The organism is Nitrospira sp., assembly GCA_024760545.1.
Taxonomy (GTDB): Bacteria; Nitrospirota; Nitrospiria; order Nitrospirales; family Nitrospiraceae; genus Nitrospira_D.
The window spans coordinates 66,821-91,467 of the sequence record CP060502.1; the positions used below are offsets into that span (position 1 = coordinate 66,821).

Annotated in this window: 30 protein-coding genes; 14 read left to right on the forward strand and 16 right to left on the reverse strand. The window is 57.2% G+C overall.

The window, feature by feature from the left end; genetic code table 11:
• Positions 1 to 43: 43 nt before the first annotated feature.
• Positions 44 to 1,597, forward strand: coding sequence for a mercuric reductase (locus H8K03_22070; GenBank protein ID UVT22832.1), 1,554 nt, complete (start codon positions 44 to 46; stop codon positions 1,595 to 1,597).
• A gap of 113 nt (positions 1,598 to 1,710) precedes the next feature.
• Positions 1,711 to 2,421: a DUF3047 domain-containing protein gene (locus H8K03_22075; protein UVT22833.1), complete on the forward strand. Its 711-nt coding sequence runs from the start codon at positions 1,711 to 1,713 to the stop codon at positions 2,419 to 2,421.
• Between the two features lie 56 nt (positions 2,422 to 2,477).
• On the opposite strand, the gene H8K03_22080 is transcribed toward H8K03_22075, so the two are convergent.
• On the reverse strand, positions 2,478 to 2,918 hold the full coding sequence (locus tag H8K03_22080) for a helix-turn-helix transcriptional regulator (protein UVT22762.1): 441 nt from the start codon (positions 2,916 to 2,918) through the stop codon (positions 2,478 to 2,480).
• Positions 2,919 to 3,036: 118 nt separating this feature from the next.
• On the opposite strand from H8K03_22080, the gene H8K03_22085 reads away from it, so the two are divergent.
• From H8K03_22085 to H8K03_22125, 9 genes are all read left to right on the forward strand, one after another.
• Positions 3,037 to 3,462, forward strand: a complete 426-nt coding sequence (locus H8K03_22085) for a DUF1761 domain-containing protein (GenBank protein ID UVT22763.1) — start codon at positions 3,037 to 3,039, stop codon at positions 3,460 to 3,462.
• Positions 3,452 to 3,772 (forward strand): TfoX/Sxy family protein, encoded by a 321-nt coding sequence (locus H8K03_22090; GenBank protein UVT22764.1) that lies wholly within the window; start codon positions 3,452 to 3,454, stop codon positions 3,770 to 3,772. Before H8K03_22085 ends, H8K03_22090 begins: the two co-directional genes overlap by 11 nt.
• A gap of 257 nt (positions 3,773 to 4,029) precedes the next feature.
• Positions 4,030 to 4,347 carry an SRPBCC family protein gene (locus tag H8K03_22095; protein UVT22765.1) on the forward strand — a complete coding sequence of 106 codons (318 nt, stop codon included), beginning with the start codon at positions 4,030 to 4,032 and terminating at the stop codon, positions 4,345 to 4,347.
• 374 nt (positions 4,348 to 4,721) lie between these two features.
• A complete protein-coding gene (locus tag H8K03_22100) occupies positions 4,722 to 5,300 on the forward strand; it encodes a TetR/AcrR family transcriptional regulator (GenBank protein ID UVT22766.1) in 579 nt (192 codons plus the stop codon).
• Between the two features lie 81 nt (positions 5,301 to 5,381).
• On the forward strand, positions 5,382 to 6,251 hold the full coding sequence (locus H8K03_22105) for a hypothetical protein (GenBank protein ID UVT22767.1): 870 nt from the start codon (positions 5,382 to 5,384) through the stop codon (positions 6,249 to 6,251).
• Between the two features lie 79 nt (positions 6,252 to 6,330).
• Complete coding sequence (locus tag H8K03_22110) at positions 6,331 to 6,891, forward strand: carboxymuconolactone decarboxylase family protein (GenBank protein UVT22768.1); 561 nt, start codon at positions 6,331 to 6,333, stop codon at positions 6,889 to 6,891.
• A 79-nt stretch (positions 6,892 to 6,970) separates the two neighbouring features.
• Positions 6,971 to 7,651 (forward strand): DUF2461 domain-containing protein, encoded by a 681-nt coding sequence (locus H8K03_22115; protein UVT22769.1) that lies wholly within the window; start codon positions 6,971 to 6,973, stop codon positions 7,649 to 7,651.
• Between the two features lie 395 nt (positions 7,652 to 8,046).
• On the forward strand, positions 8,047 to 8,649 hold the full coding sequence (locus tag H8K03_22120) for a hypothetical protein (protein UVT22770.1): 603 nt from the start codon (positions 8,047 to 8,049) through the stop codon (positions 8,647 to 8,649).
• Positions 8,650 to 8,713: 64 nt separating this feature from the next.
• Positions 8,714 to 8,935, forward strand: a complete 222-nt coding sequence (locus H8K03_22125) for a DUF2892 domain-containing protein (protein ID UVT22771.1) — start codon at positions 8,714 to 8,716, stop codon at positions 8,933 to 8,935.
• A 194-nt stretch (positions 8,936 to 9,129) separates the two neighbouring features.
• Here the strand turns inward: H8K03_22125 and H8K03_22130 are convergent, their stop codons facing one another.
• Genes H8K03_22130 through H8K03_22145 form a run of 4 tightly spaced genes read right to left on the reverse strand, consistent with a single transcriptional unit; the run spans position 9,130 to position 11,609 of the window.
• Positions 9,130 to 9,612, reverse strand: a complete 483-nt coding sequence (locus H8K03_22130; GenBank protein UVT22834.1) for a DoxX family protein — start codon at positions 9,610 to 9,612, stop codon at positions 9,130 to 9,132.
• Between the two features lie 47 nt (positions 9,613 to 9,659).
• Positions 9,660 to 10,436, reverse strand: coding sequence for a putative DNA-binding domain-containing protein (locus tag H8K03_22135; GenBank protein UVT22772.1), 777 nt, complete (start codon positions 10,434 to 10,436; stop codon positions 9,660 to 9,662).
• On the reverse strand, positions 10,420 to 11,265 hold the full coding sequence (locus H8K03_22140) for a DUF692 domain-containing protein (protein ID UVT22773.1): 846 nt from the start codon (positions 11,263 to 11,265) through the stop codon (positions 10,420 to 10,422). The genes H8K03_22135 and H8K03_22140 overlap by 17 nt, the downstream gene beginning before the upstream one ends.
• Positions 11,266 to 11,276: 11 nt before the next feature.
• The gene (locus tag H8K03_22145) at positions 11,277 to 11,609 is read right to left on the reverse strand and encodes a DUF2282 domain-containing protein (protein ID UVT22774.1); all 333 of its coding nucleotides are present in this window, start codon (positions 11,607 to 11,609) and stop codon (positions 11,277 to 11,279) included.
• A 361-nt stretch (positions 11,610 to 11,970) separates the two neighbouring features.
• Between H8K03_22145 and H8K03_22150 the strand changes: the two genes are divergently transcribed.
• Complete coding sequence (locus H8K03_22150) at positions 11,971 to 12,783, forward strand: sterol desaturase family protein (GenBank protein ID UVT22775.1); 813 nt, start codon at positions 11,971 to 11,973, stop codon at positions 12,781 to 12,783.
• Positions 12,784 to 12,874: 91 nt separating this feature from the next.
• On the opposite strand, the gene H8K03_22155 is transcribed toward H8K03_22150, so the two are convergent.
• The 6 genes from H8K03_22155 to H8K03_22180 all read right to left on the reverse strand — a co-directional run bounded on the left by H8K03_22155 (position 12,875) and on the right by H8K03_22180 (position 17,681).
• Positions 12,875 to 13,642 (reverse strand): SDR family oxidoreductase, encoded by a 768-nt coding sequence (locus H8K03_22155; protein UVT22776.1) that lies wholly within the window; start codon positions 13,640 to 13,642, stop codon positions 12,875 to 12,877.
• A gap of 164 nt (positions 13,643 to 13,806) precedes the next feature.
• Positions 13,807 to 15,054: an ABC transporter substrate-binding protein gene (locus H8K03_22160; GenBank protein UVT22835.1), complete on the reverse strand. Its 1,248-nt coding sequence runs from the start codon at positions 15,052 to 15,054 to the stop codon at positions 13,807 to 13,809.
• 99 nt (positions 15,055 to 15,153) lie between these two features.
• On the reverse strand, positions 15,154 to 15,753 hold the full coding sequence (locus H8K03_22165) for a pyridoxamine 5'-phosphate oxidase family protein (GenBank protein ID UVT22836.1): 600 nt from the start codon (positions 15,751 to 15,753) through the stop codon (positions 15,154 to 15,156).
• Positions 15,754 to 15,825: 72 nt separating this feature from the next.
• Entirely contained in the window at positions 15,826 to 16,200 is a 375-nt protein-coding gene (locus H8K03_22170) for a DsrE family protein (GenBank protein UVT22777.1), read from the reverse strand.
• 44 nt (positions 16,201 to 16,244) lie between these two features.
• Entirely contained in the window at positions 16,245 to 17,048 is an 804-nt protein-coding gene (locus H8K03_22175; GenBank protein ID UVT22778.1) for an isochorismatase family protein, read from the reverse strand.
• A gap of 63 nt (positions 17,049 to 17,111) precedes the next feature.
• The gene (locus H8K03_22180) at positions 17,112 to 17,681 is read right to left on the reverse strand and encodes a carboxymuconolactone decarboxylase family protein (protein UVT22779.1); all 570 of its coding nucleotides are present in this window, start codon (positions 17,679 to 17,681) and stop codon (positions 17,112 to 17,114) included.
• A 239-nt stretch (positions 17,682 to 17,920) separates the two neighbouring features.
• On the opposite strand from H8K03_22180, the gene H8K03_22185 reads away from it, so the two are divergent.
• Entirely contained in the window at positions 17,921 to 19,492 is a 1,572-nt protein-coding gene (locus H8K03_22185) for a sigma 54-interacting transcriptional regulator (protein UVT22837.1), read from the forward strand.
• Positions 19,493 to 19,561: 69 nt separating this feature from the next.
• On the opposite strand, the gene H8K03_22190 is transcribed toward H8K03_22185, so the two are convergent.
• From H8K03_22190 to H8K03_22205, 4 genes are all read right to left on the reverse strand, one after another.
• The gene (locus tag H8K03_22190) at positions 19,562 to 20,125 is read right to left on the reverse strand and encodes a carboxymuconolactone decarboxylase family protein (protein UVT22780.1); all 564 of its coding nucleotides are present in this window, start codon (positions 20,123 to 20,125) and stop codon (positions 19,562 to 19,564) included.
• Between the two features lie 28 nt (positions 20,126 to 20,153).
• Positions 20,154 to 20,375, reverse strand: coding sequence for a 4-oxalocrotonate tautomerase family protein (locus tag H8K03_22195; GenBank protein UVT22781.1), 222 nt, complete (start codon positions 20,373 to 20,375; stop codon positions 20,154 to 20,156).
• 83 nt (positions 20,376 to 20,458) lie between these two features.
• On the reverse strand, positions 20,459 to 20,656 hold the full coding sequence (locus H8K03_22200) for a hypothetical protein (GenBank protein UVT22782.1): 198 nt from the start codon (positions 20,654 to 20,656) through the stop codon (positions 20,459 to 20,461).
• A gap of 30 nt (positions 20,657 to 20,686) precedes the next feature.
• On the reverse strand, positions 20,687 to 20,899 hold the full coding sequence (locus H8K03_22205) for a hypothetical protein (protein ID UVT22783.1): 213 nt from the start codon (positions 20,897 to 20,899) through the stop codon (positions 20,687 to 20,689).
• A 252-nt stretch (positions 20,900 to 21,151) separates the two neighbouring features.
• On the opposite strand from H8K03_22205, the gene H8K03_22210 reads away from it, so the two are divergent.
• Positions 21,152 to 21,508 carry a DsrE family protein gene (locus H8K03_22210; GenBank protein UVT22784.1) on the forward strand — a complete coding sequence of 119 codons (357 nt, stop codon included), beginning with the start codon at positions 21,152 to 21,154 and terminating at the stop codon, positions 21,506 to 21,508.
• A gap of 35 nt (positions 21,509 to 21,543) precedes the next feature.
• Here H8K03_22210 and H8K03_22215 read toward each other — a convergent pair whose 3' ends face one another.
• On the reverse strand, positions 21,544 to 24,636 hold the full coding sequence (locus H8K03_22215; protein UVT22785.1) for an efflux RND transporter permease subunit: 3,093 nt from the start codon (positions 24,634 to 24,636) through the stop codon (positions 21,544 to 21,546).
• Positions 24,637 to 24,647: the final 11 nt, after the last annotated feature.

Below are 24,647 nucleotides of genomic sequence, written 5' to 3' on the forward strand. Positions count from 1 at the left end.
ATGGGGCTACGCGATGATGAAGCCTGTCTCAGAAACCGTTGCAATGAGTGCGCATGGACAGTCGTTGGTTCTTCCCCATGACGAGTACAACCAGCAGCTCGTCACCAATGTGCATCCTGCCGATTGGGTCAACCCAGAGCCGACCGGTCGCTACAACATGGTGGTCATTGGAGCCGGCACGGCGGGACTCATCACAGCGGTCGTTGCGGCAAGCCTGGGGGCCAAAGTTGCGTTGATCGAAAAGCATCTCATGGGCGGAGACTGTCTGAATGTGGGATGTGTGCCGTCGAAAGGGGTGATCCGAGCCGCCAGGGCCTGGGCCGACCTCCGGAAAGCAACGGAATTCGGTCTGCATATCCCAGCCGGCGTGACATATGACTTCGGCGCAGTCATGGCGCGCATGAGAAAGTTGCGCGCGCGGATCAGTCACAACGATTCAGCTCATCGCTATACCACACTCGGCGTGGACATCTACATCGGCAGCGGGCGCTTTCCCGGTCCCGATACCATCCAAGTCGAAGGACCGGCGGGTGATCGGACCCTGACGTTTGTGAAAGCCGCCGTCTGCACCGGCGCACGAGCATCGGCTCCTCCAACACCCGGACTGCAGGAAGCTGGCTACCTCACGAACGAAACCGTCTTCTCTCTAACTGAGTTGCCACAGCGAATCGGTGTGATCGGAGCCGGTCCCATCGGATGCGAACTGGCCCAGTCGTTCGCCCGCTTTGGAAGTCAGGTCTATTTGATCGAGGCGGCCCATGGCATCATGCCGAACGAGGACCGCGACGCGGCGGACCTTGTCGAGCACCAGATAGTGCGTGATGGAGTGAAGCTGCTGTGTTGTGGAAAACAGTTGCAGGTCGGAAAGACCGAGGGCGGCAAACGCCTAACGGTCGGGTCGCATGGCCAGCAGTACGATGTGACCGTCGACGAAATTCTTGTCGGGGTCGGACGCACACCGAACGTGGAGGGGATTGGGTTGCAAGCAGCGGGAGTCGCCTATGACAAGAACGGGATCACGGTGAACGCGCGATTGCAAACGACGAACCCCAAGATCTTTGCGGCCGGCGATGTCTGTTCACGCTACAAGTTTACCCATGCAGCCGATGCCATGGCACAGATCGTCATCCAGAATGCGTTGTTTCCTCATCCGTTTGGGTTGGGCTACGCCAGTGTCGACTCGCTCGTCATGCCCTGGTGCACGTTCACTGAACCGGAAGTCGCCCATGTCGGGATGTACGAGCAGGATGCAAAAGAGAAAGGCATCGAAGTCGAAACCTACACCTACAAGCTCGACGAGGTTGATCGGGCGATCCTGGACGGAGAGGACGAAGGCTTTGCGCGGATTCACATCGAAAAGGGGACCGATACGATCCTTGGCGCGACGATCGTGGCCAGCCATGCCGGCGACATGATCAGCGAATTTGCCGTCGCCATGAAGGCAGGAGCAGGGGCCAAGACAATCGCGGCGACCATCCATCCTTATCCCACACAGGCTGAGGTTACCAAGAAAGTCGTCAATCTCTGGCGAAAAGCGCATTTCACGCAGAGGACCAAAGATCTCTTGATCAAATTGTTTACCTGGATGCGGCGATAGCGTGGCGTACCGTGAACAAGGATGTTTCACTTCATCACGTGAAAAGGATTCACCCTATGGCACCGTCTATTTCTTCCGTGCTCGTCGGTCTCGCGTCGTTCGTGGTGGTCGGGATGATCCTCGGCGATCCGAACCGGCTACAAGCCGGATCCTCCGCCACCGTAGAGGTCGGTCCCTTTTCGACCACTGCTCCGAGTGGACCCTGGCCGGACGGCTGGAAACCACTCACCTTTCCCAAAATTCCCCAACACACGACCTATAGCCTGGTACGCGATGGGGAGCGCGTCGCCGTCAAAGCCGCCAGTCATGCCTCCTCGTCGGGGTACACGAAAGAAATTCTGATCGATCCGAAGGAATATCCCATCCTCCAATGGCAGTGGAAAGTGTTGAACACCTTGAACGCCGGCAATGTGGCGAAGAAAGAGGGCGATGATTATCCAGCCCGCATCTACGTCACCTTTCAATATGACAGCGCGAAAGTAGGCCTCTTTGGCAAGGCGAAATACGAAGCGGCCAAACTCATCTATGGGCGCTATCCACCGCTCGGCGCCCTCAATTATATCTGGGAGAGTCGGGCGCCGGTGGGGACGGCGGTGCCCAACCCCTACACCGAGCAAGTGCACATGATTGTGGTGGAAAGCGGGCCGACCAAGCTCAATACCTGGATGACTGAAGAGCGCAACGTCTATGACGACTACAAACGGGCATTTGGAGACGAGCCGCCGATGATTTCCGGTATTGCCATCATGACGGATACTGACAACACTGGCGAATTTGCAGAAGCCTACTATGGAGACATCGTGCTCAAGAAACTGTCTCCCTGATCTGCAGCGTGTTCTTCTGCTGTTTCTTTAGCTGCGAATGGCATGTCACACCGGAACTACTTCGACTCTTTGGGCTGTTTGGCTCGTAACTGAGCAAGCGTTTCTTGTATCACGGCTGATCGATCAGACTTCAGCCGATCAATGAAGGCCTTGGGGGCTGCGGACTTCGGGTCATACGTGGCTCCCCAAAGAATTACCTCAAGGAGCACCGGTAACAGATCCTCCCCTTTGTTCGTCAGCTGATAGAGATACTTCTTCTGATCCTTCGGATCGACCCGTTTGGACACAATCCCCTCAGACTCAAGACGACTGAGTCGATCGGCGAGCACATTGGTCGCAATACCTTCGCCTGAGTCCAAGAACTCGCCATAGTACCGTTTCCCCATAAAGATCAGATCGCGAATGATCAGCAACGTCCACCGATCTCCGAGGACATCGAGAGTGAACGCGATCGGACATCCAGTGTGTCGGCACTTCTTGGATGACGGTTTAGGCATGGCCTCCACCGCAACCATATACTTGCAAAACACAAGTAATGGTGCTACCCTCCCAATACTTGCAGTTAACAAGTAATCTGTCAACGGCGTTCTCGCTCCACACAACAGAGGAGGGCTTATGACGAGGACATTTCTGTTGGCCACATTTGTCTATGCAGCGATCACGCTCGTTTTGGGCATGACATGGCATTTCATCCTGTTTAAAGATCTCTATGACAGCTTGGGGATCTACAATCGGCAGGAGCCGATCATCCCGCTGGGATTTACCTCCATGCTCCTTCAAGGCTTGATCATCGCCTATCTTTACCCATCGTTTAACAAGGGTGGTCACCCGATCGGCCAGGGGATCAAATTCGCGCTGCTGATGGGTCTGTTCATGTTCAGTGTCTCGACACTGGCGAACGCAGCGAAGATTCACGTCGCCTCCATGTCCACGTGGCTGATGGTGCAGACTGCCTTTCACCTCATTCAATTCACAGTTGTCGGGGTTGGGATTGGGCTGATTTACGGTCCTGCCCCACGGGAGCACGCACATGGCCTTTGATCAGGATCTGGCCATGCGCGTTCGTCGACTCCTGGAGAAACAGGATGGGATTTCAGAGCGAAAGATGTTTGGTGGGCTGGCGTTCTTGCTGAAGGGGAAAATGTTCTGTGGTGTGCTCGGTCACGATCTCGTCGCGCGGCTTGGAGCTGAGCAAGCGCAATCGGCATTGAAACGATCGTATGTGCGGCCAATGGATTTCACCGGACGCCCTATGAAGGGATATGTCTATGTGGTCCCCGACGGGTTAAAGACGGATCGCGCACTCCAGACCTTTCTCCGTCACGCCATTCGCTTTACCTCTTCCTTGTAGAGAATGAACGGGCTTCCGATAGAAGGGGCATAGCCTGGCATCGGTGAGACGTTCAAGCCGGCCTATTTCAGGGAGCGGAAGGAGGTGGCAATGCTGGATTTGTCACTAGTCCTTCATCGGCAGCCAGTCCCTTCCCTTCCCTCTCATCGGACCGTTGCGGGGAGTGGAATGATCGTTCCGCAACAAGGACCCGGCAGACGCGTGATTGGAATTGGTCGAGGTGTTCTTCAACGAGTGGGAAAAAACGGAGGGATCAAATGAGTGAACACTCTGAAACCTGGGTCGTACAAGGGGCAGACGAGATCGTCATCAACGTGGCTCCTGATCACATCTGGGGTATCCTTGGACACTCGCAACTCCTTCCGCAGTGGATGCCTGCGGTACAGCATACCAATGGTCACCATGAGTCTCTTGGAACGGTACGAAGATGCGACGTAAACCTTGAGGGGCAGTGTGGACATGTTGTTGAACGGTGCGTCGCATATGAAAAACCGCACCGGTTGGGTTGGCTCATGATCGAAGATTCTCTCGGTGTTTCCAGATGCTCAAACACTTTAGGTTCGACTTCGCGCTGAAGCCGGTAGACCCCCAGAGGACTGACCTCGTCCATACGTCCTACTTCGAGCCGCAGAATTAGTTTGCCCGCATGATGATTGCGCTCATGATTCGTAAGAAGTTTCAATCCTTGCGGCAAGAAGTCTTGATAAACATCAAGCGGCTTGCCGAAACAGGACAAGCGTAACCCACGGCCATGAGGAGTTGAACATGAGCCATTTTGGGGTAAGGAGAAATAGGCGCAGTCACTTGAACTGGCATTATGGCGGAACGTTCCTTGATGGAAGATCTCAGAGAGCCTCAGTCCTGTCCGCAATCTTGGGGACGGTGCACCGAGAAGCCTCCTTCGACGGAAGGCTTGCAATACTAGAACGATCATTGTATATTGTGCCCCATGGGACGGACCAAAGAATATGATCGGCGGGGCGTGTTGAACCGGGCGATCTCCGTGTTCTGGAAGAAGGGCTTTGAAGCCACATCGATGAGTGAACTCATCAAGACAACGGGGCTGAATAGCGCCAGCCTGTACAAAGAGTTTGGAAGCAAGGATGGGTTGTACGAAACTGCTCTGGAGGAATATCGCCAACAGGAGCTTGAGCCCTTCATTAGACCGCTGATCGACGAGCCGAACATGCAGGGCATCGAGACCTTCTTGCAAGGCGTGATCAAGAATGCCACGAACCCTGATTTTAACGGTTGTCTCATGATGAATACCCTTGTCGAGAAGGAAGTGGTCAGCACGGGAGCCGTCAGGCGTGTGGAGAAGTTTTGCACCAGGTTGGAAACCATCCTTGAAGGGGCCATACGTGCCGCGCAGAAAGCAGGTGAGATCCCGGCTAAGAAAGATCCGGTGGCGCTCGCACACTATCTCCTTTGTCTGATCCAAGGCATGGTGCTGTATGGACGGGTCGAGGATCATAAGCCGCACATCGAAGCGGTCATAAGGACCGTCAAGCAGACGCTTATGGCATAACTTTTTTTGCCACAATATAGAACGATCGTTCTACTATATAGGTATTTCCACATCACACTTCACCGCCCGACGGAGGTTCTTATGAGAAGGGGTATTACGACATGTCTCATCCTGGCCGTAGGCATTCTGTCTGGTTGTCTCGCTGATATCAGGCCAGATTCCCTCAAATCGACTACGAGGCTTGACGCCGACGCACGCGGGCGACAACTCCTAACGGAAGTGATCACCGCGCACGGAGGCCTCGATCGCTGGAAGCAGGCCAAGACGGTGGAAGTGACGGCGCGGGACCATTGGGAGCATTGGATGGGAAGGCTGATGTTCATGCCGCAGAAGGAGAGCGGACAGTTGATGCGTTGGCAAACGAGTCTCGGGGGGGACCAGGTGTCTATCGAAATGCAGGAGGGCCCCAACAAGGGTGAGAAATGGGTGATGCAGGACTGGCCCCTGTATCGAGCCGCCCTTGGCGATCAGCCTGACTATGGAGCCGGGAAGAAGATTCATTTCTATGTTGCCACGATGAATTATGCACTGCAGCTGCCGTTCCGGAGCGCCAATGCTGAGGTCATCCGCTATGGAGGGCAAGGCTCGCTACGGGGGAAACGATATGACCTGATCTACACCACCTGGCATACGGCAGAGCCGCAGAAAGACACGAATCAGTATGTCCTCTGGGTCGATCCCCTGACCCATGAACTTGCCTACCTCCAATTGACCGATCGCGAGCTGATGAAGGGAGCTGCCGGCATGATGGGATTCAGCGACTGGAAAATGATCGATGGGCTCAAAGTTCCGTCTCAGATCACGTCCTACCACAATGCGGAAAAGAACGTCGTGCTGCATGACCTGCGCATCGAGTCCGTGGTGTTTGGCGTTGACCTGCCCCGTGAGGCACAGGCGAGCGCGCCTGCCTCGATCTCAAACGAATTTGGCGAGAGGAAGACACGCTTTTGAATGGCTTGCGCGATGTGAGAAGCACCATGATCGCGTTATGCGTGTCTGGACCTGCTGAAATAGAAAAGGAGAGCCAGGTATGAGTCTCTTTACGAAACACACGGATGCAACTGCGCCGAAGGGCGCAGCCGCAGTGCTGGCAAAAGCAAAGGATCGATACGGATTTATCCCCAATCTCGCCGCCACCCTCGCGGAGAGTCCGGTGACGCTCGACGCTGTGCTGAATCTGAGCGGTGCGTTCGATAAGACCTCGTTCACAGAGGCCGAGCGGCAAGTCATCCTGATCACGAGCAGCGTGGTGAACGGCTGTAACTATTGCAAGACCGTCCATGCCGCGCTGGGTCGAAAGGCGGGAATCGATGACACGACACTGAAGGCGCTTGTAGCACTCGCTCCGCTTTCTGACGCAAGACTTAATGCGCTGCGGGATTTCACCAAAGCGATGGTCGAGCAGCGAGGCCGGATTCACGAGCAGCGAGTCCGGCAGTTTCTCGATGCTGGCTATACGAACGCGCAAGTGTTCGAAGTGGTGATGGGAGTCGCCCTCAAGACGTTAACCAATTACAGCAATCATCTGACGGGTACTCACCCGAATCCCGAGTTTGTGGCAATGGCCGAACCGGGCGAGAAAGTGGCGTGATTCTTTGGAGGGAGACTTTTCTGGTCCCTTCATTCAGTACGTGATCGAGACACGTTGAGTCTTAGAACGTGAGGACAAGATGCCGACAAACCAGACGGGATTTCTGGGGTTCCCGAAAGAAACCTTCTCATTTCTTTCCAACTTGTCGTCTAATAATCGGAAAGCCTGGTTTGATGCGAACAAGGATCGATTCCGACGCGTGGTCGAACAACCGGTGCAGGAATTCGTTTCTGCCCTGTGCGCTTGCCTGATTCATACGTTCAAGGACATCAAGCATCTGGAAGGCAAGGTCTTCCGGATCCATCGAGATATTCGGTTCAGCAAGGACAAGAGGCCCTATAAGACCCACATTGGCATTCGCTTCAGCAACAATGCCTCGAAGAACTGCATGGCGCCATTTTTCTATGTTCAGCTGGAGGCAGAGAAGCTTCTCTTTGCTATTGGGCAAAAGGAGTTCGAAGGTACTACCCTAGATCGGTATCGTGCGGCGGTGATGGATACTGAAACGGGCCGAGTCCTCGATGCTGTGGTGAAGAAGATGCGACGCGACGGTGCAAGTTTTCAAGGAGAACCGTTGCAGAAGGTGCCTCGAGGATACCCCACCGACCACGTCAGAGCCGATCTCTTGCAGCTCAAAGGCCTATACGTCGAGAATTGTCTGCCTGTAACCACACAGGTTTATGGCCCGGAATTTATGGGAATGTGCCTTGATCAGTTTGCGAAAGGAAAGCCGCTGTACGATTGGTTGAAAGCACTTTGAATATCGCTTAACCGTGCATCGGCGGACTTTCGAAGGCAACACAGCAGGGAGATCCTTGTGATACAGAGCAAGGGAGAAGCCGCTATGTTCAGCGTCCTGGCAGGTCTAGCCTTCCTGTTCATGGTTGGCACGGCATCCAGCGAAGAATTCCGAACAGATGATCCGCTGAAAGCGTTTGTGTACGGAGAATATCCACTTGGCGATGATTACTTTATAAAGGGGAACGCTGACACACAACTATTCCGGTGTATCCTAACGAAAGCAACAGATGGATTTGAAGGCATCGCGCTGTCGGAAGTTTCGATCTGGGGGTATCGAGGACCGTGGGAGATATTCCGGAAAGAACCAACGGGTTCATATCTATATGCGGGGACGGACCATTTGAGGAGCACTGCATGTCTCGAGTCATGCCAATCAAACACCTACCTACGAACCGGTCAGTGTCAGTGGCGGCGCGGGTGGCCTCAGCAGTAGCCATTGGTTGCCTCGTGGCTGCCGGAATTCTTGAGTGCTCGGAGCGGAGCTACCAGTTGTTCATGGCATCCCATGACGCCATTCGTCCGGGCATGACCATGGGCGAAGTATTTGGTTCCGGTTTAGCCGACTACATGGTCGACATGGGGGTCAAAAACGTGCCGGGCGCAACGCAGCCTGAGAATCAGCCGGCCAGCGCAGCCTGCAAGCGACATGTGCTCGACGTAACTTATGTGGCGGGTTTCCCTGCTTCCCCAGTGTTCCGGATCCGGCTCTATTGCAACATGAACGAACCATCGGCTGGACAGGTTATCCCAGAACATTCGTTCAAGACCAAGCAGGAGTTTCTAGAGGCGCTCGACTCGATGTACGCTTCTTGGGCAAAATATATGGAATTCAGAATCGAGTCGCCTCCCTTGGAGGCATTTGGAGCTTATGACCACTATCTCTTTACCACCGATCAGCAAGGACGGGTCGCTACGGTGTCACCCATCCTTCTGGCTCAATCCAAGAAGCAACAATAACAACCTTCTCCTATTGAATTGAAACGTGCAATCATCAACGGAGAGCTTTACGGGAGGATGGATCATGAACCACACCAAGAGACGAATCCACGATGGGATCGTCGGGGCGGTGATCACCCTTGGTATCACATTGGGCTATAGCCTGCATCCGGCTTGGCTATTCCTACCTGGCGCGATCGGAGTCACTCTGATTCAGAGCGCATTCACCGGGTTCTGCCCCGTGCATTTCCTGCTGGAGAAGGCCTGTGCGCCGGAAACAGAAGCCGGCGGCCTCCGAGGCATGTAGAGGCAAGCACCCGAGGACCCGTGTGACACTCAGTCCGAAGGAACTCCCTAGACCCATTAGTTGCCTCCCACGGAACTACTTGAGCTTAGACGTGGTCCGAGGATCCAGCCCACCCAACCTTCCCTGTTTCACACGTAGCCTGCCCGGTTATCCCTACATGGCAAGCCCACCTTCCTCTCTGCGTCCGATGCATTCTAGACACGGTGAGGAGCAGTCTGTTCGGAAAGATCGGACTCGGTATTGCTCTTCGAGTGCCGACGTCGAATGAGGTGGCTCAACAGCCTGTCGGCGGAGAGCAGTCCTGGTCCATGTAGGACGAAATATAGGAACAAAATCCCGACATAGAACGCTTCTTGGAGCGCAGCATCAGACAATTGTCCGTACGAGATTGAAGCGACGATATTGAGGCCGAACAGCGAGAGGGCTGCCCACCGACCTGCCAGGCCGATGGCCAGCAGGAACGAGCCGCCCAATTCAACGGCGGTGGCCACGTAAGCGGCCATCTCCGGCGACAGCAACGGCACATCGTAGACCATGGTGAAGAGCATCACCGTGGACATCCAACTGGAGAGCTTGACCATCCCGCCCTTCCAGAAGATATGCGCCAGGTACAGACGGACGGACAAGTCGAAGAACGGGAGCAAGGCCTCCAGCCCCCAGACCAATCGACCGTACATCAGAGCAGCACGATTGACCGTCCATGCAAAGAATCCGTCGTCCTCTTTCATAAGCGCACCTCCGTCTCAATGCTGCTCAGCAGGCCTAGCGCGAGGACGGATGCCATGAAGCGATTGAAGTCAAACCGGGGATCGCACTGTGTGGCGATCTGCTCGATCTCGGCCACGGTCTTTCGATCGGCCATGGCTTCGACCAACCGGTAGTCGAGATCAGCGAGCGTTTCCACGCGGATTCTCCCTTCGGCCCTTACGACCACGACGCAGGTTTCCTCGTCCGGCAGCGGCAGGTCGACTCCGATGTCCGTCGGAGCGTCCGGTTGCAATGCCACCCACACGCGTTGGATCGGCAAGGAGAATCGATGCAGTCGCACAGCCGCGTTCAGACGGAACGTCACGTCCGACGGATCGGCCGATGCGATGGCATCGAGTTGGTTATGGGAGAGCGGTGGAGCATCGGCAGCCTGATACGCTTCATGGCAGGCCCATTCCAGTCGTACCAATTCGATCAACAGGGGAGAAAGCTGCAACTCGCTGAGAAACGCGGGAAAGTGGCACCCGTAGAGAAACAGATCACCGGTGGTCGAGGGAGAGCACCTGACATAGCCTCTCGCCAGGATGTGGAAATAGGCGTCGCCGATGAACCGACGCAGCACCGGGTAGGTGATCGTGAGCGTGTGGACGTAATTGTTCCTGATGAGTCGTCGGTAGAGGGCCAGGCTTCGCCGGGCCATCCTATCCAGTACCAGCTCCGCCGCGACTGGAGATGACGTCCCTTCCGAAATCGATGCCGCGAACGCGTGCTGGAGTTCACGCAGTGAGGACATGACAGGCTCCTACAACGGCATCGGCGTGGATGGCTTGTTCCACTAGCACCGAGAGCGGGGGGAGATTCGTATCCCATTCAATCAGCGTCGGACGCGGACCGACGTGGTGGATGGTCCACTCATAGAGACTCCAGACTTCCGGATAGACGGGCTGGCCATGCGTATCGACCAGGACACGCCCGGACTGATCGAAGCCGGCCAGATGGATTTCGTGCACCGCCTCGCGCGGCAGCGCATCCAGAAATTTTACAGGATCCAGATGGAAGTTCACGGCATTGACATAGACATTGTTGAGATCCAGCAGAATCCCACAGCCAGTTCGCCTGACGACTTCGGCCATGAACTCACCCTCCGGGATTGTGGAACCCCGCCATGTCAGGTACCGGGTGATGTTTTCGATCAGGAGGGTCCGTTGCAAGACAGTCTGAACTTCGTCAATCCGTGAACAGACATGTTTCAGGCTTTCCTCGGTCGAGGGCAAAGGGAGTAGCTCGTTCAGGAAACGCCCCCCAACGGAACTCCATGACAGATGTTCGGAGACAAACGTCGGTGCGAATCGATCGATCAAGAGTTTGAACTTACCCAGATGGGCGCGGTCGATCGGATCGGTGGAACCCAACGAGAGCCCGACTCCGTGAAAACTCAATGGGTAGTTGGCTCGAATCCGCTCAAGGATGCGGAGCGCGACGCCTCCCTCGCCAAAATAGTTCTCCGGATGGGTCTCCATCCAGGCCACTGGCGGCGGCGATTCCAATATCTCGCGATAGTGATGCGACCGCAGTCCGATCCCGGCTCGAGCCGGGATCGGGGCGGAAGATTGAAAAGACATCGGGTGTCGTCCTACATCTTCTTCATGTCTTCTTTCATCTTGGCCATGTCTTCTTTCGTGATTGTCAGCACGGTGCTCTTCGCAACCTTGGCGCACAAGCCTTTCGGCAGGAACACATACGAATCAGGCTCGTTGTCGCTCTTGGCCATGCCTGCACAAGAATGGAGACTGGTTCTGACGGCACAGTCGTTCATGCCCGCCTTCGCGACCCCGCCGCACGCTTCCCACCCAGCCGGCAGTTGTGGGGCCTTGGGCTCGGCGTTGGCAGCCTGGGTCCCGGCAAAACTCAAGGCAATCAACAAGGCTGAATGGATCACGGCGTTCTTCTTTGTCTTCGCGTTCATGTGATACTCCTGTTAAAAGTGTTTTGTTGACACGGCTCTCTTGTTGACCTCGCGCACCTGCTCTCCGTCCAACCGTACGTCACCACAGGCTTATCGAGTTCCCTCCTTTCTGCAATACGAGAATATCGTATTCCCGACCGAGTGTGGTTTCACGGCACAGTGGCACACTCACATCCTACTGATCGAGCGAATACCCCGCTGTGAGGCAGCTTACAGTTCGGAAAAAGAGTCGAGCGATTAGTTCTCTTGATTCGAACTGCTCCGTCCGCCTGAATCCATTCCCCGTTTCATGCCTCTGACTTCCTAGAACGGGTGGATGATCGCCTGGTGCGTAGAGTGTGATCGGGAGGAGGGGAAACCGATGGAGTCTGTGGATCTCATTCGGATTGGATCGTACGTGTCCGTCCTCGGGGTGATGGCGACGTGGGAAGTGTTGGCGCCGCGGCGGAAGCTGACGGCATCAAAGCTCTGTCGTTGGGGCGGCAATCTGACGATCGTGGTCTTGAATACAGTCCTCGCCCGTCTGCTGTTCATGGGCGGTGTCGTGACAACAGCGGCGATGGCGCAGGACCATAGCTGGGGACTCTTGAACTGGGTCGAAGGGCCGGCCTGGCTCGAACTCGCCCTGGCGATTGTAGCCCTCGATTTCATCATCTATTGGCAGCATCAGGTCTTCCATAACGTGCCGATCCTGTGGCGCTTTCACATGATGCATCACTCCGATCTGGATCTGGATGTGTCCAGTGGGGTGCGTTTTCACCCGGTGGAGATCATCATCTCGACGGGAATGAAGGCCCTGTCAGTACTCGTGCTGGGAGTGGCTCCGCTTGCGGTCGTGATCTTCGAGATCGTCCTCAACAGCACAGCCCTGTTCAACCACAGCAATGTCCGAATGCCTGTAGCCCTCGATCGGATGCTCCGGTGGTTCATCGTCACGCCGGACATGCATCGGATTCATCATTCGACGGATGTACGAGAAACCAACAGCAACTACGGATTCAACGTGCCCTGGTGGGATCGCCTGTTCGGCACCTATTGCCCCCAACCGGCCTTGGGGCAGACGGGCATGACGATCGGCCTGGAGCATCTCGGTCCGCCGGTCTGTCTGAACCTGTTCATGATGCTCCGCTTCCCATTCGTGACGCAGTTAGGGCGTGATACAACCCGCACATAATCGTGACTACTGTTCAGGCCGGCATCACTGCTGGAGGGAAAATACCAGTGAGTTCTCCAGTCCGAACAGGGTCCTTCTTTCCCGCCGCTGATTAGTTGCGTCCCGCCATCACACCGCCGTCGACATCCCAAATCGCCCCGGTCACCCACGCAGCATCGTCGCTCAGTAAAAACTGGATGACCCGCGCCACGTCGTCAGGCGTCCCAATCCGGCCGAGTGGGTGAAACCCGTTGAAGGAGGCCAACGTCTCGTCGACTTGACTTGGCTCGATGAACGCCTGGTAAATCGGAGTGTGTACCACGGCCGGTGACACGGCATTGACACGGATGTTGTGGCCCGCCAGCTCCATCGCCATGTGTTGGGTGAGCGCATGCAGTCCTGCCTTGGCCATCGAATAGGCAGAGGACGGCGTTGCCTTAATCGCTTGTCGCGCCCACATGGATCCGATATGCACGATCGAGCCACCGCCGTTGGCCGCCATGTTCGTGGCGACAGCTTGCGAAATGAAGAAGAGGGCTCGATTGAGATCCAAATATCTATTATAGTCTTCGTGTGTATGTTCGAGGAATGGGGTGGGCTTGAAGTACCCTGCCGCATTCACCAGATATTTGATATGGCGGCTGTGGTGCTCGGCAAACGCAATAATACGCCGGACATCGTCCGGTGCGTACAAGTCAGCGAGGATTCCTTCAACGGTCCCGAGCGCCGACAGCTCGCGTAGCGCCGTTTTCAGTTTATCTTGCGACTTGCCGACCATCGCGACGGGGATGTGACATTCCAATACGCGCTTCGCGGTGGCAAGCCCGATTCCGCTGGAGCCTCCTACAATGAGGGCGATGGGGTGATTCGACGGTTCCATTGATAACCTCCCGTGAATAGAGTCTCAGTCAAGAGGCAACTCGAGACCGTGACGTACGATGCATGATGGACTGCTAAACCACGAGGGAGTTGAACACATGGCAATTCCGACCTGTTCTTGTTCGCCCCTCCTTTGAGGTGTGGATGCATCGTCATAATGGGAGCTCACGCCACCCAACAGCCCGGCTGATTGGGCGTGCCTGCAACCGCCTCGCCCGGGACTGTGGCCAGCAGTTGGTAGTGGCCCAGGCCCAGCTCCTTACCATAGGCTTTCCCCACGAGCACGTCCTGCACATGTTGGTGATCCGAGGCGCGGAAGTAGGAGCGGCCCTCCTTCAGCCCGTCGAACTCATGGCCCTCCAGCGCCCTGATGACCGCCTGCGTGTCGGTCGTGCCGGCCCGTTGGATCGCTTCCAGAATCTGCGTCATCGCCGCATAGCCGTGGTAGCAGCGGGAGGTCGGAGTATGTTGATACTTGTCGATCACCCCTTGGATAAATCGTCGAGAGCTGTCGCTCGGGACTTTCGGGTCCCAGATCAACCCCCAAATCCCCGCGTTGTGGGCATAGCCGAGCGGGCGGCCAATCTGTTCGCCGCTGATCATTCCACCGACACCGATGTGCTCTTTGGCTAACCCTGCTGTTGTGTAGGCCTTCAGCGCGTGAACTAGATCCCAGCCGTAGAGATTCAGAATCACGGCGCTGGGGTTTGCAGATTTGGCTTGAGCCAACGGTGCGGCGAAGTCGGTGGACCCGAAGGGTGTGCTGACCGAGCCAAGCACGTCGCCCCCTGCGGCCAGGAGGGTGTCGGCCATGGCCTGTTCTGCGGCCCGCCCGTCCATCGTCTCAGCCGTAACCATGAACCAGCGATTCCCGTAGGTCTTCACGAGATGGGGCGTGATGGCCCTGGACAACATCCGGGCACTCGGCATGAAGACGAACGTGTGCGAGTTGCACCCGGCCCCTGTCAGCTCCTGCACATGCGCGCCGGTCACCATGAAGAGCGTATTCTCCTTCTTGGCCAGGTCAGAAACGGCGAGTGCGACCTCTCCATTGAAGGTGCCCATGAGGACATCCACGCGGTCTTCCTTGATAAACGTGGTGGCGGCTTTCAATGCGGTCTGAACGTTCGAGGCGTCGTCGGCTTCCAGAATCGCGATCTGACGTCCTAACACCCCGCCATCCTTGTTGAAGCGATCCACTGCCACGGTCGCCCCATGAACGTCGTGGACCGAGGAGGTGTTATAGGGGCCGGACAGCGGGTCGAGGATGCCGATCTTGATGGATTCGCCTGCGTAAGCGACGCGTGGTCCGGGTGGCAGTCCCAACCCCTGCGCGGCTAGATTGCCGAACGCGAGTGTGCCGCCGGTCGCCGCCGCCAGCTGCAAAAATTGCCTGCGAGACATCGTATCCATGGGTCATCGCTCTGATTGTGAGGCGCGGTTGTGTACGCATGCAGAACCTGTATATGCCAGCCCGCCCGGATCACAAGCGGGCTGTCGCGCCGGTGCCGTTCATGTGTTATGGGCTCGCAGTTGCGTCTCGAGTTCGAGTATCCGCTTTCGCAGCGGCTCTGCCAGTTCTTCGACCTCACCAATCGAGTAGCGGGGTGTGATGTATTTCGGGCAGTTCCAGTCGAACGAGACGACATCGATAAAGACCAGGCGCTCCACGCTCGACCGCATGGTCGAATCGGCGATCTGCGCGACGAGTTCCAAATGGAGGCGGGCGTCCTCGACGCGGGCATGACCAAGGATTTTCAGCCGCGCGCGGTTCTTGTAGTCCATGAGAAACAACGCGACGCGGTCGTTCACGGAGACGTTGCCGGTCGTGAGCAATTGCCGATTTCCTTTGTAATCGGCGAACGCCAGAGTTGTTTCGTCGATGACTCGCACAAATCCCTGAGGGCCCCCGCGATGCTGGATGTAGGGCCATCCGCTTTCGCTGATGGACCCCAGATAGAAGCTGTCTCGCGTCGCAATGAACTCGACCTCGGCCTGGCTGAGCGGGTCCCGTTCGGGTGCGCCGGTGATCACGCCCGTGCGCCCATAATACTGCTTCTGTGCGCGGCACACTGAATCCGTAAACATCAGATCGAGATATTTTGTTGCCATCATTTTCCCCCTTGCAGGTATCAGCCCTCTGGCGGCCAAGAGTCCGCTCCTGGCCGCCTCACAGAGCGAGTCTCAAAATACGATCGTCTGCCACCCGTCCGCCATATATTGGCGCAGGCTCAAGAGTCCGGACGTTCCGGCTAGGGCATTGTCTTTCTTCAGCGGCACACCGCACGCCTCCACACCGTCTTTGGCCCCAAAGACATCTGCGCATCCGCAGGAGGCACCCTGCACGACGTCACGCACCGCGTTATAGAGGCCGTTGGCCGGGTGCGTCAGCTTCGTAAGTTCCGCCGGCCACCGCGTGCCGGCACCGTTGAACATCACGGCCACCTCGTCTCCCTTCTGTTTGCTTTCGGCTGCGAGCGCCAGCGCGTTAAAGACTCGCCCGAGCGCTTCCTCTGAGCCGCTCTTCGGATCCGACACGATAATGATGGCTGTTTTCATGGGTTCTCCTTGGTTAGAGATGGTGAGACTATTGATGCGAATCATTACTTGAGCGCCGAGAGAATCTTGACCGTCTGCGCTGTGCTCCATACATCACTTGCAATCAAGCGGAAGTTCACAAATGCCGCTTCATAGCCATCGAACCCTGGCAGCTTGGCGGCTGCCGTGGCATCGGTGACCACGACGACCGCGAATCCCTGTTCCAGCAGTTCGCGCAGATGCGATTCCGTGCAGAGATTCGCCGACATCCCGGCGAGGATCACTTGGCTGATATCGGCTTTGCGGAGTTGCAGAATCAGATCGTTCGTCTCGGGCCCGTACACTTTGTGCGGGCTGGTCACGACCGTACGGCCGTCTTCGATATAGGGTTTGTAGCGGTCCAGCCAGTCGGCGCCCGATCCGGCCAACCCCTCCTGCGTCAACGCTCCCTTACGATCGAACATCCCGATGTTGTGCATGAGTACTTCCAAGGCGCCGCCGAACTTCCACTGGTGGTCATGCGGATAGTAATAGTGCGGGCTGACGAAGACCGGCACGTCGCTCGCTTTGGCTGTTTTGAAGAGACTCTCAATGTTCTCGACCGTGTGGTTCTCCTGCACACTCTGGCCGACGACGCCCCAGGCCACTCCCTTCGGGCTGAGGAAATCGTTGTGGGGATCGGTGATCACCACGGCCACCCGGCCCTTCTTGGGTGTCAGGCCGGGCCGAGGGATCGGTGCATCCTCCCGTGGCCCGGCATAGTGTGACACGGTCGGTGTCGGGTCCTGTGCGTACACAGCGGATGGTAGGGGAAGACTCACGACAACAGCCGTGAGGGACGAGATGATTAAACCAATGAACGGGGTCATGATGGCATCCTTTCTAGGTATTGATGAAGGTACATTCCTTGACACGCGACGCATTTTCCGCCTCTAGCTGCAGGCGCCAGAAGAAGCGGCGCACCCGCTCGTGAGCGTGACCTCCGGGAAGTCGATGACGGTCCCTGCCACATGATTGATGTAATTGCTGAAGATATTCAGCGCGACATGGGCGACCGTTTCCACGATCTCAGCGTCGGTCAGTCCGGCCTGACGCGCTTGTTTGATCTCTGCCTCCCCGAGTTCTCCCCGCTGCACCACGATGCTCTGTGCGAGTTTCAAGATGGCATCGGTGCGCGGGTCCACAGCCGCAGCCAGCCGGGCATCGGCGAGGTCCTGCTGGGTCAAGCCAAGCTTGCCGCCAATGAACGAGTGGGCGCTGAGACAATAGGCGCAGTGATTGGTCTCGGCGACCGTGAGCGCAATCTGTTCGCGAAGCTTTGGGGAGAAGCTTCCGTCCGCGAGCGCGGCATTGAAGCTGAGGTAGCCTTGGAGCGCAGCTGGAGCGTTCCCCAAGACTCGAACGAGATTGGGGACCACACCCAACTTTTTCTGGACGCCCTCGAAGAGCGCCTTGGCAGGTCCGGTGGTTGTCTGTGGGTCAAGTTGTGCGATGCGAGTCATGATGCCTCCTTGGGTGGTTGCTAAGTTCGACCGCGTCGAGATTGTCGCGGTTCACCTTGACTTGAGCAGATAGGATGCCATGATGGCCTGTGGTGATAAGCCTCTGATAAACAATGATTAGCATAGATTCAGACCAGCGTTGATTCGTTACGAGTATTCGTAATCTACGAATACTCGTTGCTTCTTCGGTTGAGATTTCGTAGTGTCGTCCCATGGACACACAGCAACTTCCTCAGGTCATGGTCGCGACAGCGCGTCAGCGCGGTCTTTGTGATGTACTCAGGACGATCACCCATGGGATCGCCCAATGCCCCAACACAGTCCTGATCCGCATCTGGCTTGCCGAGCCAGATATCCTCTGCGACCTGTGCCGAAGTCGGGAGGATGCCTCCGAAAGTCAGCGATCTCTGCACCTCGTCGCCAGTGCCGGCATTCCCCGTGATCCACAGGCCGACTATGGCCGTCTCGACGGCTCCTTTCACCGGTTTCCTATCGGAGATCGCAAAATAGGGCGCGTGGCCGCAACAGGAGAACCTCTCTGGCTGGCCGGGCTGCAGGGCAACGAAGAGTGGATGGCGCACCCGGCTTGGTTTACGCGAGAGGGTGTCAGGACGTTTGCGGCGCAGCCCTTGATCTTCCAGGACGAGATCCTCGGAGTCCTGGGGCTCTTCGACCGCGGCTTGCTCAACGAGGAAGCCTTCGAGTGGCTCCGCATCTTCGCCGACTACGCGGCGGTGAGTATCGCGAACGCCAAGGCGTATGAAGAGATCGATGTCCTGCGGGCTCGTTTGGAAGAAGAGAACCTCTATCTGCGCGAAGAAGTGACCGCCGCCCTTGGGATGGGAGAATTCGTGGGCGAGAGCCAGGCCCTGCAGCACGTCCTGCGTCAGGTGGAGTTGGTCGCTCCCACTGACGCAGCGGTCTTGATTACCGGTGAGAGCGGGACGGGCAAGGAACTCGTTGCCCGCGCAATTCATGACCGCAGTCCACGCAAGGACCGGGCCCTAATCAAGGTGAACTGCAGTGCCGTACCGGATGCCCTATTCGAGAGCGAATTTTTCGGTCATGTGAAAGGCGCCTTTACCGGAGCGCTGGCCGATCGCCCGGGCCGTTTCGAAATGGCCGATCATGGCACCCTCTTCCTCGATGAAATCGGGGAGGTGCCGCTCCCGATGCAGGCAAAGCTCCTCCGCGTGATCCAAGAGCGCGAATTCGAGCGTGTCGGCGACACCCGCACACGCCACGTGGATGTCCGAATCCTCGCCGCGACCAATCGAGACCTGAAGCACGAGGTCGACGCCGGTCGCTTTCGCCAAGATCTCTACTATCGACTCAGCGTCTTCCCGCTTCACATTCCTCCGCTTCGTGAACGCCGTGAAGACATTCCGAAGCTGGCGGCCCATTTCATCGCTCAGAGCGCCAAACGCATGAACCGCCGTGTCCCGCGCCTGACTCAAGGGGTCTTGAGCCAACTGGCCGCCCATAGCTGGCCGGGAAATGTGCGCGAGCTCCAAAACGTCGTTGAGCGTGCCGTCATCCTTTCCCCAGGCCGCACCCTGGACATTCATCTCCAATCCGCTCCCTCCCGTGCCCCTGGGGCGCCATCCGCCCCGGCTCCCTCAGCAGCGCAGATAGCGACCCGACAAGAGTGGAGGGGGCACGAGCGGGAGAACATCGCGCAAGCCTTGCGCCTCACCAAGGGGAAGATATTTGGAACACACGGTGCCGCCGCGTTGTTGGGCATGAAACCGACGACGCTCGCATCGCGCATCAAAGCGCTCGGGATCAAGAAAACGAAACCGGATCTCTGATCTCCCAATCTCCGACCTGTGCGGCAACAGTCCGCAACGGCTTGGTTCCTGTTCAGCGACGTACGCGTCTCAGCCGACGGTCTTGGCCTGCGCCTTCCATGCTTGCGCTGAAAATTGTGGATCAAGCGGCGTGTGCGCGATGTGATTCACATAATTGCTCAACGTCTTGAGGGCCACGATCGTCAACACGTCTAGCAGCTGTCGCTGTCCGTATCCCGCTGCTGCGAAGAACTCCAGATCGTCCTCTGGTACCCAACCGCGATGATGCAGAATGGACAGCACCAACGTGCGAAGCGCATTGAGTTTCCGGTCGGAAAGCGGGTGCTGCGAGCGCAGCGCGTCAAGCACATCCTCGGGCATGTGGACCATCTGGGCCACCGTGGAATGGGCTCCCACACAGTAGGCACAATCGTTCGCGGCGCTGACGGCCAGCGTCACGACCTGCTGTTCCACCGGCGTGAGGGCGCTCTGCTCCAGCGCCTTGTTGATGGCCGCGTAGGCCTGGACCGCCGTGGGTGACTCGGCCAGCACGCCGTACAAATTTGGCACAAATCCGTATTTCTTTGCGGTGGCTTCGAGTGTCGCCCGCGATGCCTCCGGTGCCGTCTCCTCCGTATGAACCTGAAACTTCATGATGACCCTCCTTCGTGGTATTAACCGGTTACTTCCCCTGCGCAGCCATGTGTTTCAACGCCTCAGTCGTGACAGGTGAGCCGCCGACACCCCACTGACCCGACGGAACTTCCTCTACGATGACCCACGTGACGGGCCGCACCCCTTCTCCCTCTACGGAGACGATCGCGTCCGTGACCTTGCGGATCAGCTCCTGTTTCTGCTCCAGACTGAGAAACCCGCTGAGCCCTTTCAATTGTGCAAGTGGCATATGGTCACTCCCTTCTCTTGATATGTGAGCTTCTTGTTCTACAGCCCATGATTCCAGAGGTTTCGCAAAGCGGGACACTCGTATTACCCGTATACCGGCACACTGCGATGGTCGAGATGATACCGCGTCCGGCACGCAAGGCATCGCACGATCCAGAGACATCCATCGGGGTAGTAATCGCACTGGAGCATCGGAACCAGCTCGTGCACGCCGCAGGCCGGACAGGGCAGTTCGTGAAGTTGAATGCGCAATGCCATGACCGTGTCGTCTTGGGCTGTCATACGCCACCTCCTCAATGTGTCCGTCACATCTCATGCGGTCACGAGCCGTGGCATGCAAGGACTGGAACCCGTGAGCGGCGCGCACGCATTCGTCAAACGGCGTCTGTTTTCGAGAATCGCCGTATCGACAATGTCACCGCAGAGCAGGCAACGATAGCCATCTGCGCAGAGATCACTGCTCATCCCTTGAAGATCGACAATCCGCTCGCTGACCATCAGACCATTGCATCTCGTGCAAGTCATGGCGCACCTCCTTGTGAGCGATAGATATGTTCGCATCCTGAGCGTGATCCTATGCGCAGTCTCGCCGATCTTCTGTAAGGCGCCTTACGAGTTTCCGCAATATTCATCCGTTTACTTGTAATCCAGCCCACAGATCCTCTGGGTAGGCCTACAGTAGAGTGGAGATCATCGCAGCATGAGGCCGCTTTCTCACCACTCATGAGGCGGAGATCGTTCTCGTGATTCACCTGTTCGTGATGAAAGGAGTGCCGCATGTCCAAAGTGGCGATTGTGGTATTAGCCGACACCGACACCCATGAAGGATTGGGGCGTGTGGTGAACGCGCTGGAAGCCGTCAAAGAGTTCAAGGACGGCCACGATGACGTGCAACTCATTTTTGATGGAGCAGGCCCCAAGTGGATTCCGGAACTGGAGAAGTCCGATCACATGGCACACAGCCTTTATGTTGCAGTGAAGGACCGGATCGGAGGCGCATGCGAGTTTTGCGCGGGAGCCTTTGGCGTGAAGGAAAAAGTGGTTGCCTGCGGCGTGAAGCTGACAGGGGAGTATGACGGACATCCGAGCTTCAGGAAACTCGTGGCGCAGGGGTATCAGGTCATCACGTTCTAAGCTGGCCTGTCCGACGGGTATGCCTCGGACTTTGGCTACCGCCCGCGCCACAAAGCATAGAGAACTGGAATCACCAGAAGCGTCAGAATAGTTGAGCTGACCATACCGCCGATCATCGGCGCGGCAATCCGTTTCATCACATCGGCGCCGGTGCCGGTGGTCCACATGATGGGGAGCAAGCCGCCCATGATCGCAGCCACCGTCATCATCTTCGGCCGCACTCGTTGAACCGCACCCTCCATGATGGCGTCGCGAAGGTCCTGAGCCGTTGTCATTCGACCTTCGCGCACGCGCCGATCATACGCTTCATCGAGATAGACGAGCATCACCACGCCCGTCTCCGCCGCCACACCGGCCAGTGCGATAATGCCCACCCAGACCGCCACGCTGAGATTGTAGCCCAGGTAATGGAGATACCAGATCGCTCCGATCCCAGCGAAGGGGACAGACAAGAGCACGATCAGTGATTTCGCGAGCGATCGGAAATTGAGATACAGGAGCAACAGAATCACGGCGAGGGTCACGGGGATCACCAGCTTCAGCCGCTCTTCCGCGCGCACCAGATGCTCGTATTGACCGGTCCAGATCAGCCGATACCCAGAGGGGAGTGTGACCAGTTCGCGAACTGCTCGTTGGGCATCATGCACATAGCCGCGCAGATCGCGGCCGTTGACCGACACCGACACCAGGCCAGCGAGCGATCCCGCCTCATCCGCGATCGACGGGGGCCCCTGCGTGATCACCAGCTCCGCGATTTGTCCAAGGGGGATCTGCGCCCCGCTCGGTGTGGGAACCAACACCCGTTTAAGCCGGTCCGGATCATCACGTAATTCGCGCTTGTAGCGCACATTGACTGAATACCGTTCCCGTCCCTCGACCGTAGTCGTGACGGTCTCGCCGCCAATGGCCGAGGTGATGACAGCCTGCACGTCTCCCACCGTCAGACCGTAGCGGGCAGCTTCACGTCGATTGACGGTCAAATCCAGGTAATAGCCCTCGTTGAGCCGTTCTGCAAAGGCGCTCTTGGTGCCAGGCACAGTGGCCAAGACTTGCTCGATCTCCAAGCCGATTCTCTCGATGGTCTTCAGATCCGGTCCCAGGACTTTGATGCCGACCGGGCTGCGCACCCCGGTGGTGATCATCTCGGTGCGAGTCTGAATCGGCATCCACCAGATGTTCGGAAATCCGGGAATGCGGAGCTTGGCATCCATCTCGTCCAGCAAACGATCCCAGGTCATGCCGGGCCGCCATTGCGATTCAGGTTTGAGGGTGACTGTAATTTCTGCCATGCCGACAAAGGCCGGATCAGTGGCAGTCGGAGCCTTGCCCATTTTTCCGAAAACCCGTTCCACTTCCGGGAAGGTCGCGAGCAACTGATCCTGAACCTGCAGCACCTTGGCCGATTCAGGAATGGAGAGACCAGGGACGGTGGTCGGCATGTAGAGAATGGTCCCCTCGTTCAGTGGCGGCATGAATTCTGCGCCCAAACGTGAAAAGATCGGCGTCGTGAATCCGAATATCACGACCGCCAGACCGAGTGTCAGCCACCGGACCCGTAACGCACCGGCGAGGATCGGCCGATACAAAGCGACGAGCAGCCTATTCAGCGGATTCTTGGCTTCCGCCCGGATGCGCCCCCGGATCAGGAGAACCATTAGTACAGGAGCCAAGGTTACCGAGAGTGCGGTGGCGAACAGCATCGAGAAGGTTTTGGTATAGGCCAAGGGCGTGAATAACCGGCCCTCCTGCGCCTCTAGTGCGAAGATCGGCAGGAACGACACGGCGATCACCAAGAGCGAGAAGAACAATGGACGGCCGACTTCTTTGGCTGCTGCGATGATGGTTTCAATCCGGTCCGCATTCGGTCCTTGTTCCAACCGCTTGTGCGCGTTCTCCACCATCACGATGGCTGCATCCACCATCGCGCCGATGGCAATGGCAATTCCTCCGAGCGACATGATGCTGGAGGTGATGTTCAGGTACGCCATTGGGATGAACGCGAGCAGCACTGCTACGGGCAGGATGAGAATCGCCACCAGGGCGCTACGCAGGTGAAACAGAAAGACGACCGCGACCAGGCTGACAATAATAGACTCCTCCAGGAGTTTCTCGTGAAGTACTGCAATAGCCCGATGAATGAGATCAGACCGGTCATAGGTGGGGACGATGCGGACGCCGTCGGGTAGAGCCGGCGTGATCTCTGCCAGCCTGGCTTTGACCTGCTCGATCACGGCAAGCGCGTTTTCACCGGCCCTCATGATCACGATCCCGCCGACTGTTTGGCCCTTGCCGTCCAACTCGGCAATACCCCGACGCTGGTCCGGTCCGATTTGGACATGGGCAATATCCCGGATCAAGATAGGTGTGCCCCGCCCATCCGTCCCGACAGGGATCAGCTCGATATCATCAATAGAACGCAGGTAGCCACGCCCACGAACGATGTATTCCGTGCCAGCCATTTCCAAGACACGGCCACTCACTTCAGCATTGCTGTTCCGAACTGCTTCGATGACCGTCTGAATCGGCAGCCGATAAGCCGCTAATGTGTTGGGGTCCACTTCGATTTGATACTGCTTGACGAATCCGCCGACTGCCGACACTTCTGCCACCCCCGGCACACTTTCCAGTTGGTAGCGCAGGTGCCAATCTTGAAGACTGCGGAGCTGCGCCAGATCGTGCGCGCCAGACTCGTCGACCAATGCATACTGATAGACCCACCCAACACCGGTCGCGTCGGGACCTAGAGTCGGTGCGACTCCGGCTGGTAACTTCCCGGTCAGCTTCTGCAGGTATTCCAGCACACGACTGCGTGCCCAGTACAAGTCCGTCCGGTCTTCGAAGATCACGTAGACGTATGAGACCCCGTATTCTGAGACTCCTCGAACCCGTTTGACTTTCGGACCGGCCAGCAGAGAGGTGACGATCGGATAGGTGACCTGGTCTTCAATCAACGTCGGGCTGCGCCCCTGCCACTCGGTATAGATGGTCACCTGGACATCGGACAGGTCCGGCACCGCATCCAGCGGAACCTTAAAAGCCGTCCACAGGCCCCAACCTGCCAGCAGCAACACACAGAGGATGACGAGGACTGGATTGCGTGCACTCCCTTCGATGAGTCGTGCGATCATTGTTTTTCACC

What these genes read in the sequence shown, in the direction of transcription:
- H8K03_22070 (UVT22832.1), top strand. Translation starts at nt 44, where the DNA reads ATGAGTGCGCATGGACAGTCGTTGGTTCTTCCCCATGACGAGTACAAC.
- H8K03_22075 (UVT22833.1), top strand. Translation starts at nt 1,711, where the DNA reads ATGATCCTCGGCGATCCGAACCGGCTACAAGCCGGATCCTCCGCCACC.
- H8K03_22080 (UVT22762.1), bottom strand. Translation starts at nt 2,918, where the DNA reads ATGCCTAAACCGTCATCCAAGAAGTGCCGACACACTGGATGTCCGATC.
- H8K03_22085 (UVT22763.1), top strand. Translation starts at nt 3,037, where the DNA reads ATGACGAGGACATTTCTGTTGGCCACATTTGTCTATGCAGCGATCACG.
- H8K03_22090 (UVT22764.1), top strand. Translation starts at nt 3,452, where the DNA reads ATGGCCTTTGATCAGGATCTGGCCATGCGCGTTCGTCGACTCCTGGAG.
- H8K03_22095 (UVT22765.1), top strand. Translation starts at nt 4,030, where the DNA reads ATGAGTGAACACTCTGAAACCTGGGTCGTACAAGGGGCAGACGAGATC.
- H8K03_22100 (UVT22766.1), top strand. Translation starts at nt 4,722, where the DNA reads ATGGGACGGACCAAAGAATATGATCGGCGGGGCGTGTTGAACCGGGCG.
- H8K03_22105 (UVT22767.1), top strand. Translation starts at nt 5,382, where the DNA reads ATGAGAAGGGGTATTACGACATGTCTCATCCTGGCCGTAGGCATTCTG.
- H8K03_22110 (UVT22768.1), top strand. Translation starts at nt 6,331, where the DNA reads ATGAGTCTCTTTACGAAACACACGGATGCAACTGCGCCGAAGGGCGCA.
- H8K03_22115 (UVT22769.1), top strand. Translation starts at nt 6,971, where the DNA reads ATGCCGACAAACCAGACGGGATTTCTGGGGTTCCCGAAAGAAACCTTC.
- H8K03_22120 (UVT22770.1), top strand. Translation starts at nt 8,047, where the DNA reads ATGTCTCGAGTCATGCCAATCAAACACCTACCTACGAACCGGTCAGTG.
- H8K03_22125 (UVT22771.1), top strand. Translation starts at nt 8,714, where the DNA reads ATGAACCACACCAAGAGACGAATCCACGATGGGATCGTCGGGGCGGTG.
- H8K03_22130 (UVT22834.1), bottom strand. Translation starts at nt 9,612, where the DNA reads ATGTACGGTCGATTGGTCTGGGGGCTGGAGGCCTTGCTCCCGTTCTTC.
- H8K03_22135 (UVT22772.1), bottom strand. Translation starts at nt 10,436, where the DNA reads ATGTCCTCACTGCGTGAACTCCAGCACGCGTTCGCGGCATCGATTTCG.
- H8K03_22140 (UVT22773.1), bottom strand. Translation starts at nt 11,265, where the DNA reads ATGTCTTTTCAATCTTCCGCCCCGATCCCGGCTCGAGCCGGGATCGGA.
- H8K03_22145 (UVT22774.1), bottom strand. Translation starts at nt 11,609, where the DNA reads ATGAACGCGAAGACAAAGAAGAACGCCGTGATCCATTCAGCCTTGTTG.
- H8K03_22150 (UVT22775.1), top strand. Translation starts at nt 11,971, where the DNA reads ATGGAGTCTGTGGATCTCATTCGGATTGGATCGTACGTGTCCGTCCTC.
- H8K03_22155 (UVT22776.1), bottom strand. Translation starts at nt 13,642, where the DNA reads ATGGAACCGTCGAATCACCCCATCGCCCTCATTGTAGGAGGCTCCAGC.
- H8K03_22160 (UVT22835.1), bottom strand. Translation starts at nt 15,054, where the DNA reads ATGGATACGATGTCTCGCAGGCAATTTTTGCAGCTGGCGGCGGCGACC.
- H8K03_22165 (UVT22836.1), bottom strand. Translation starts at nt 15,753, where the DNA reads ATGGCAACAAAATATCTCGATCTGATGTTTACGGATTCAGTGTGCCGC.
- H8K03_22170 (UVT22777.1), bottom strand. Translation starts at nt 16,200, where the DNA reads ATGAAAACAGCCATCATTATCGTGTCGGATCCGAAGAGCGGCTCAGAG.
- H8K03_22175 (UVT22778.1), bottom strand. Translation starts at nt 17,048, where the DNA reads ATGACCCCGTTCATTGGTTTAATCATCTCGTCCCTCACGGCTGTTGTC.
- H8K03_22180 (UVT22779.1), bottom strand. Translation starts at nt 17,681, where the DNA reads ATGACTCGCATCGCACAACTTGACCCACAGACAACCACCGGACCTGCC.
- H8K03_22185 (UVT22837.1), top strand. Translation starts at nt 17,921, where the DNA reads ATGGTCGCGACAGCGCGTCAGCGCGGTCTTTGTGATGTACTCAGGACG.
- H8K03_22190 (UVT22780.1), bottom strand. Translation starts at nt 20,125, where the DNA reads ATGAAGTTTCAGGTTCATACGGAGGAGACGGCACCGGAGGCATCGCGG.
- H8K03_22195 (UVT22781.1), bottom strand. Translation starts at nt 20,375, where the DNA reads ATGCCACTTGCACAATTGAAAGGGCTCAGCGGGTTTCTCAGTCTGGAG.
- H8K03_22200 (UVT22782.1), bottom strand. Translation starts at nt 20,656, where the DNA reads ATGACAGCCCAAGACGACACGGTCATGGCATTGCGCATTCAACTTCAC.
- H8K03_22205 (UVT22783.1), bottom strand. Translation starts at nt 20,899, where the DNA reads ATGACTTGCACGAGATGCAATGGTCTGATGGTCAGCGAGCGGATTGTC.
- H8K03_22210 (UVT22784.1), top strand. Translation starts at nt 21,152, where the DNA reads ATGTCCAAAGTGGCGATTGTGGTATTAGCCGACACCGACACCCATGAA.
- H8K03_22215 (UVT22785.1), bottom strand. Translation starts at nt 24,636, where the DNA reads ATGATCGCACGACTCATCGAAGGGAGTGCACGCAATCCAGTCCTCGTC.